Genomic DNA, 7,379 nt, shown 5'->3' on the forward strand with positions numbered 1-7,379 from the left:
ATAGACGCGTGAGCTCGCCACTCGTGAACCAGTTCAGAAAGGGAGGAATCTCCCGGGACGTTCGCCTGACTGCCGCGTCCGGCTCTCTGCCGCTCACGCCCGGCGACCAGGTCGAGCTCCTCTTCCTCCTCACGCGCGACAGCGACGAAGACGTCGGAAGCAGGGCGCGACAGAGCCTTCTGGTAGTCGGTGCCGAAGACCTGGTCAACGTGCTTCAGGATCCCTCGACTCCCGCCGAGATACTATCGTTCTATGGCGAGCACACGGAATCGGACGACGTTCGGCAAACTATTCTACGGAACCAGACCACGCCCGACGAGACCGTGCGTCTCATGGTTCCGCGTCTGACCGAGACGCTCCTGGAGTTCGTGATCGTCAATCAGACGCGGCTTCTGCGCCATACCCCCATCATCGATGTGCTCGAAGCGAACCCCAACCTGAGCTCCGATCAGACGCGCCGCCTGAACGAGCTCAAGCATGATTTCAAGCTCGGGGAACATGCGGTGTCCGCGGTCCCTTCGGATCAGTCCGGCCAGCCGAAGAAATTGGATCTCGGCAAGGGACCCTCGGAAGAGCAAGAGCCGCCCCCGAGGTCACGCGAAGAGGCCGAGGAGCGCTATGGACTGCGGGAGGGGTCCGGGGACGAGGGAGAAGACGACAAGGAGGCGAGGAAGAGCGTTTTCGAGCGAATCTATAGAATGACGGTCGCCGAGAGGATGATCGAGGCTCTCAAAGGGGAACGGGAGGCGAGGATGATGCTCATTCGCGATCGGAATCGTACCGTCTGGAGCGCCGTCCTTACGAGCCCCAAGATGAACCAGGCGGATGCCGAAGCGATCGTCCAGATGCGCAACGTCGCCCCCGACGTCCTTCGCGAAATTGGAAGAAAGCGAGAATGGACGAAGCGCTACAAGGTCGCCCACGAGCTCGTGCGGAACCCCAAGACCCCACCAGAGGTCTCCACCACGCTCCTGCCCAGAATCTCCGCTCGCGATTTGAAAATCCTGATTCGCGATCGAAACGTGCCCGAAGTCGTCCGACGCCAGGCGCAAAAGATGACTCGCCGCTCGGGGTAGGGTAGGCATGGAAGAAGATTTCTATGCGATTCTGGGTGTCGCCCGATCGGCTCGCCCCGATCAAATCAAGAAGGCCTACTTGAAGCTGGCGCGCGAGAATCATCCCGATCGTTTCCGGGATCCTGCCGAAAAGCAAGAGGCGGATCGACGTTTTCAACTGATCAGCGAGGCCTACAACCAGTTGCGTGATGAAAAACTGCGGGCCGAATATGATAAAAGGCAGCAGCGGAAGGTACAGACACCCGCGCAAGAGGCGGAGAGCTACTACACCAGCGGATTGGCCCGTGAGAGATCGAGGGAATGGGAGACCGCCTTGAAGCTCTACTACGAGGCGATGCGAATCAAGCCTGACAATCTCGAGTACGTTCTCGCCGCCGCTCGCATCTTGTCGATGGACAAGTCGAAACAAAGGCAGGCTTCGGAGCTCTTGACCCAGGCCATTGCTCAGCACCCGCAGGAGCCCGAGCCGCGTCTCCAGCTGGGAGCGCTCTACACCCGTTCGGGTATGCACCTACGCGCGAAACGGGTCTACGAGGATGCGCTGAATGTCATGCCGCACCACTCCGAGTTGAGGAAACGTCTGGCCGAGGCCGCGTCGGCCGAAAAAGGGCGACCCGGTCGCTGGCGGTGAAAAGGAACATCACGGAATGCGAATCGAGTCGCGCGCGTTGACCGATGTCGGGAGAAAGAGACCCCTCAACGAGGACAGCTACTGTTCGAACGACCAGGAGGGGCTGTACGTCGTGGCCGACGGCATGGGGGGGCATGCCCACGGCGAAGTCGCCTCTCGGATCGCGGTGGAGACGATCGAGGAGTTCGTCAAACTGACGTCGGGCGACGCCGACGTCACCTGGCCTTACGGAATCGACGAGACCCTGTCGCTGAACGGCAATCGACTCAAGACCGCCATCCGTTTCGCGAATCAAAGGCTTCTCGAGTTCTCTCGGACCCGTGCCGATTGCGAGGGAATGGCCACGACCGTGGTCGCGACCCTGTTGGGCGACGGCGTCGCCGAGATAGCGCACGTGGGGGACAGCAGGCTCTATTTGGTCCGTAATGGCGAGATCGCTTGTCTCACGAGCGACCACTCCTGGGTCAACGAGCAGGTTCTCTCCGGTGTCATCGACAGCGAGCAAGCGCGCACGCATCCGCTAAGGAACGTGGTGACGCGCGCTCTGGGTGGAAAGCCCGACCTGGAAGTCGATGTGCAGAGCCTCTCCCTGGATGTCGATGACCGGCTTCTGCTCTGCTCCGACGGACTGACGACCATGCTCGATGACGACGAGATTCTCGAAATCGTTCTCGGCGGTGACCAAGGTTTGTCGCGGGCAAACGAGCTGGTGAAGGCGGCAAACGAAAGCGGCGGAGAGGACAATATCACCACGATCCTGATTCGAGTGAATTGACGACGCCAGCACTGGCTACTCAGGCTCCCCCTTAAACTTGGACGAGCTCTAAATGGTTCAGAAGGACACGGACGTTCGCATCGGCAAATTCAGCGTCTTGCGAAGACTCGGCCGAGGCGGAATGGGCGCGGTTTATGAAGGCTACGATCCGGCGCTCGATCGCCGCGTTGCAATCAAGACGCTGACCTCGGACGCGATCTCCGACCAGGATTCGCGAGGGCGATTCGAGCGTGAAGCGAGAGCCGCGGCCAAACTGTCGCATCCGAACATCGTGACGGTCTACGAGCTGGGTAACTTCGGCGGGATAGGCAAACCCTACATCGTGATGGAGTATCTCGAGGGTGCCGACGTCGCCACGATCGTGGAGCAGGGGAGCCTGCCGTTCGCCGAGGCGCTCGATATCGTGATTCAGCTCTGCCGCGCGCTGGACTTCGCTCACCAGAATGGCGTCGTCCACCGAGACGTGAAACCGTCGAATCTCCGCTACCTCGACAACGGTCAAGTCAAGATCATGGACTTCGGTATCGCTCGACTCGAAGGCGGCCATACCTACACCAAGAGCGGCGTCATGCTCGGGACCGTTCATTACATGTCTCCGGAGCAGATTCGCGGCGAGAAGCTCGACGGGCGTACCGACATTTTTTCAGCCGGTTGCATCCTATACGAGCTCCTGACGGGTAAACGGCCGTTCCCCGGCGATACGGCAACAGCCGTTCTCTACAACATCGTCCACGAAAACCCGCACCCGGTGATCGAGGCGAATCGAGACCTTCCTCAGGAGGTTCAACGAGCGCTGGATCGAGCTCTTGCCAAGAACGCTGATGATCGCTTCTCGACTGCGGGCGAAATGGCCAAGGAGCTCGAAAAACTATTGGCCGTCTACCGGAAGACCCTGCCCCGCACCTCGGGCGCCACCCAGAAGGGATTGGACGAGCTCGACGCTCTCGCGCGGAGAAAGCAGTGGCGAAGCCTGGAAGAAAAAGCGCGGAGCCTCCTCGAGGGAAACCCGCAGCTCGACGATGCGAGACGTCATCTTCGCCGGGCGGGACGAGAGCTCTACCGGCAGCAGTTGGAGCAGAGCCAGGGATCGTCGGGGGACACGCGTCAGCTGCAGGAAATACGACAGGAGCTCACCGAGATCTATGGACCGGAGACTGAAAGACGAAGGCCCGAGCTGACGGAGACCGAGATCGTGGGAACGGGCTCTGCTTCGGCGGCAACGGTCTCCTCGAAACCCGCCGACACCGGTGAGCTTCGTGGTGAGTCCACCGCGGCGGTTCGCGCGCTCGCGGCGCCGATCTGGGCCCTGTTCTTCGTTGCGGTTCTGGGCATCGGGGCAATTTTCTACTGGATGTTCGCGCGTGAGCCGGCTGGACCGGCGACGGTCTCCCATCGCCTTCGCATCGTCTCCGAGCCGGCGGGCGCAGCGATCATCGTGGACGGAAGGGCGATCGGCCTGACGACGACCGCGGCTGGCGTGGAGGTTCCCATTTCGGGTAAGGAAAACGACACCGTCTTGGTAGAGCTTCGGCGGGATGGTTTCGTGCCGGCCTCACGCGAAGTAATCCTGGGGTCGGTGGCCCCCGAGCCTCTCTCCCTGGCACTCGAGGTGGCCAGGCGGACCTTCGAGCTCGTCACGACACCGCCGGGCGCTTCGGTCAGGCTCGACGGCAAGACGATCGATGGGGTGACGCCTCTGAGTCTGGAACTGTCGACGACCGAAAAGCACGAGATCGTGCTCACCCTCGAAGAGCATCAATCGCAAACGATTGCGATCGCGGCTGCAGATCCTCTTCCGGGAAGCCCGATCGTCCTCGCCCCCCTTGGTCGTCCCGGCAGGTTCATCGTCGACTCTACCTACCCGGTCGCCATTCACCGAGGCCGAGACGTGCTTGCTCCGGAATCCGCTAGCCCGAGGATCGAGCTTCGTCCCGCGACCTACGACCTAGCGCTCGTGGCCGCCGATGTATTCTTGAATCAGTCGATGAGAGTGACGATCCGAACGGGGGAAACGGTCACGCAAACGACTCCCTCTCTCGGACGAGTGAACGTTCGTGCCAATCCCGGAAACTGTACCGTGACCATCAATGGCTTCCCCGCAGGCTCGCCGCCATTCATGAACAAACCCATCGTGGAAGGCCTTCACGAGTTCGTCTTTACCTGGCCGGGCAACGCCATGGACACCCAACAGATTCGAGTCGAGCCCGGCAAACCGACCTATGTCATAGGACAACGACCATGAGCTTACGACCGGCTTACCGCGGCTTCGCGTTCCTCGCTTTCTGCCTCTGTGGCTCGACCGCACGCTCGCAGGCGCCGAGCGAGCTCGCCCGTCAGCACCTGGAGAGCGGCATCCAGTTCTACGGTCAGCAGCGCTATCGCCAGGCCCTGAACGATTTCCAGGCAATCGTCACGTCCATGTCGTCTACCGAATACGCTGACGACGCGCTCCTGCACATCGGCCGCTACTACCTGGACGTGGAGGAGGATTTCGACAAGGCCAAAGAGAACTTCGAGACGATACTGCGAGCCTATCCAACATCGGACGCCGCTCCTGGAGCCTACTATTTTCTCGGAGAATTATTGTTTCGCTCCGACCGGGCCGGTCGCTCGATCGACGACGCCGTCGCCAACTACCAGCGAGTATTCCTGTATCCGGGCAACCCCTGGATTCCTGCGGCCCTGTTCTCGACCGGTCGTTCACTCGAGCACCAGGGGAAGTTCGAGCCGGCCGTCGATGCATATTTTCAGGTCGTGGCGGAGCACCCGAGCTCGGAATGGACTGCCGGGGCGCGACTCGGAATCGGAAGGAGCTATGTTCGGCTCGGCGATCCCGAGGAAGCCATGACCCAGTTCCAGGAGGTGCGCAACCTTCATCCCGATGTCGCCGAAGCCGAGGAAGCGCTCGACTGGCTTACCCTTCTCTTCCGTTTCTACGGATATCCCATGATGGGAGAGCCGATCTCGTTCCGCCGCGAAACCACGTTCGACCCCCGGCTCAAAGACGACTTCAAAGACATCATTGCTGTCCGCATCTCGCCATCGGGCGTACATATGCTCGAACGAGGTCGCGACCGGGTCATCTCCTTCGACCGCGCGGGAAAGTTCACCGGCAGTCTCGCCGCCGCCGATCCGCACGGTCTGTTCGTCGATGCCCGCGGCGAGCTGGTGGTGGCGAACGAGAAGGGACTCACCATCGAGGGAAAGCCAGCGATCTTTCGTGTTCCCTCGGATAAAGGCCCGCAGCAATTGGAAAAGATCAGAAACGCTGTCCGTGATCGCCTCGGCGACGTGTACGTCTATGACGACGACGAGAAGAAAGTCCTGCGATTCCGGCGTGACGGTGAGCTCGTCGGTGCGTTCCCCGATGCCCAACGGCGGGAGATTCTCACGATGGAAGTCGACGCCGTGGGAAACGTGATCATGCTTGACAAGAAGGAGAGGGGCGTGGATGTGCTGAGCCCCGATGGGAGTGTCCTCGCGCGCATCCCGGCCCAGAGGGCCCCCAGCAATCTCAAGAAGGCCGTGGACATTGCCCTCGACCCTGCCGGCTACCTCTATGTGCTCGACGAGGATGAGGCCGCGGTTGCGGTCTTCGATGCCGGCTATCAGTTCGTGACGCGGTTGACCAGCCAGAATCTCGGTCAAGGAGTCCTGGCAAAACCGGTGTCCTTGGATGTGGATGCGTCAGGAGATCTCTATGTTTACGACGACAAGGCGAAAGCCCTTATTCATCTTCGCTAACTGGCTAGCGCTCGTTCTGTTCGCGGTCGTCGCACAGAGTCAAGTTCGCGACAGCCGTTTGCTCGCAACCGACGAGCTCGCTCTTCGGTTGGCTCAGCAGCTCACCGAGGCGCAGGAGCTTTTCGACGATCCCCAGCGGCAGTCTCAATCGATCGAGTTCCTGGGTCGGATCATCGATGAGGTCGACGAGTACCGAAGGGCGGGCAACGAGCCGCCCCCCGAGATCCAGGAGATCGAACAGCGCGCTCTCGAGTTGCGGGCGCAAGCGTTCTTCAACGCCGGTCAGCTTCAGGGCGCTGCCGACGACTTCCGGCAAATCTTGCTCGATAATCCACGCTACTCGCTGGACTCGGAGACGATCTCTCCCAAGATCACCGATTTTTTCGAGGATCAGAAGAAACAGCTCATCGGCTATATCGCCGTCAGCACCGAGCCAGCCGGTGCCCGCGTCGAGGTGAATGGGAACTTCGTCGGCATCACCAACTTCTTTCCCATCGAAGTGCATACCGGGATCGCCAGAGTGGAGGTCACCCTGGCCGGTCACGAGGGCTATGTCGACGATAGCCTCCGCATCGAGCCCGGCGAGATCACGACGCTCGATCTCGTCCTGACGCGCACGAGCGCCCGGCTGCCGATCATCACCGACCCCCCTGGGGTCGAAGTTCTGGTCGATGGGGAGCCGGCGGGAGTGACCTCCGGCGCCCTGCCGCCGGATCTGCGCAGCTTCATGCCCCCGGGATTCGATCCGGCACGCCTCTCGGCCCCGTTCGAGCTCGACGCGCTCCCGCTCGGTCGGCACGAGATCGAGCTGCGGCTCGACTGCTATCGTTCGGTCGAGTTTCCTTTCGAAGCGGCCGAGCCTCGCGACTACACGGCACAGATCGTCAAGCTCGAGGAGTCCATCGGGCGGATCAGTGTGACCAGCAATCCGAGCGATGCTCAGGTCTTTCTCGACGGCGAGCTGCGAGGTAATACCCCCGTCGATCTGAACCGGGTGTGCGCCGGCGAGCATCGTCTCGAGGTCAAACACGCGACCGGCAAGTACGTGGAGGACATTTCGGTCGGCGCGGATGAGTCTCTTTCCTTCGAGTGTCCCATTCGGCCGACCCTTGCCGTCCTCGACGTAGTCGCCGATGAAGCCGTCCCCGCGCGG

6 protein-coding genes are annotated in these 7,379 nt (G+C 61.3%); all 6 read left to right on the forward strand.

Translation table 11 applies throughout. The annotated features are described in order from the left end of the window. Nucleotides 1-1,076: hypothetical protein (locus tag VEK15_01465; protein ID HXV59332.1), on the forward strand; the 1,076-nt coding region annotated here is incomplete at its 5' end. A gap of 7 nt (nucleotides 1,077-1,083) precedes the next feature. Continuing rightward, nucleotides 1,084-1,707, forward strand: a complete 624-nt coding sequence (locus tag VEK15_01470; GenBank protein HXV59333.1) for a DnaJ domain-containing protein — start codon at nucleotides 1,084-1,086, stop codon at nucleotides 1,705-1,707. 16 nt (nucleotides 1,708-1,723) lie between these two features. Next, a complete protein-coding gene (locus VEK15_01475) occupies nucleotides 1,724-2,482 on the forward strand; it encodes a Stp1/IreP family PP2C-type Ser/Thr phosphatase (GenBank protein ID HXV59334.1) in 759 nt (252 codons plus the stop codon). A 52-nt stretch (nucleotides 2,483-2,534) separates the two neighbouring features. Next, a complete protein-coding gene (locus VEK15_01480) occupies nucleotides 2,535-4,724 on the forward strand; it encodes a protein kinase (GenBank protein ID HXV59335.1) in 2,190 nt (729 codons plus the stop codon). Further along, a complete protein-coding gene (locus tag VEK15_01485) occupies nucleotides 4,721-6,226 on the forward strand; it encodes a tetratricopeptide repeat protein (GenBank protein ID HXV59336.1) in 1,506 nt (501 codons plus the stop codon). The genes VEK15_01480 and VEK15_01485 overlap by 4 nt, the downstream gene beginning before the upstream one ends. Further along, nucleotides 6,183-7,379: PEGA domain-containing protein (locus VEK15_01490; protein HXV59337.1), on the forward strand; the 1,197-nt coding region annotated here is incomplete at its 3' end. The genes VEK15_01485 and VEK15_01490, both read left to right, overlap by 44 nt.

It is taken from the genome of Vicinamibacteria bacterium, assembly GCA_035620555.1.
GTDB lineage: Bacteria > Acidobacteriota > Vicinamibacteria > Marinacidobacterales > SMYC01 > DASPGQ01.

Excerpts from the sequence above, each read along its gene's own strand:
- VEK15_01470 (HXV59333.1), top strand. The coding sequence starts at position 1,084 with ATGGAAGAAGATTTCTATGCGATTCTGGGTGTCGCCCGATCGGCTCGC.
- VEK15_01475 (HXV59334.1), top strand. The coding sequence starts at position 1,724 with ATGCGAATCGAGTCGCGCGCGTTGACCGATGTCGGGAGAAAGAGACCC.
- VEK15_01480 (HXV59335.1), top strand. The coding sequence starts at position 2,535 with ATGGTTCAGAAGGACACGGACGTTCGCATCGGCAAATTCAGCGTCTTG.
- VEK15_01485 (HXV59336.1), top strand. The coding sequence starts at position 4,721 with ATGAGCTTACGACCGGCTTACCGCGGCTTCGCGTTCCTCGCTTTCTGC.